Annotated in this window: 1 protein-coding gene; it reads right to left on the bottom strand. The window is 42.7% G+C overall.

The window, feature by feature from the left end:
• The coding region (locus tag KVT28_RS25405) for a hypothetical protein (RefSeq protein ID WP_254633664.1) at positions 1 to 253 on the bottom strand (253 nt) is incomplete at its 3' end.
• Between the last annotated feature and the right edge of the window lie 9 nt (positions 254 to 262).

The following is a 262-nucleotide window of genomic DNA, read 5'->3' as shown; positions in this document are numbered from 1 at the left end:
ATTCTTTTGTGGTATCCAGCATATTCTGAATCAGTGAGAGATAAACCGCACTCACGCCTTCGAATCGTCGGGTATCTATATCCATAAAAAGGGGCGGTTGTGGTTGCCCAGCGACAGCAACTTTGAGAACGTGATGACGAAACTCCGTAGAGATTGGTTCAGCCAGTTGTAAAGCAGGTTGAGCTACATCATATCGCGCCAGTAATTGCAGTTTTCTCTCTGATGCTATTAATGAACATGAAACTAAAGCCAGAAAAAATAA

This window comes from Pantoea sp. GbtcB22 (genome assembly GCF_019091025.1).
GTDB classification, from domain to species: domain Bacteria; phylum Pseudomonadota; class Gammaproteobacteria; order Enterobacterales; family Enterobacteriaceae; genus Pantoea; species Pantoea leporis.
Note: the sequence above shows the minus strand (reverse complement) of the source record. Positions and strands in the feature narration are given on the sequence as shown.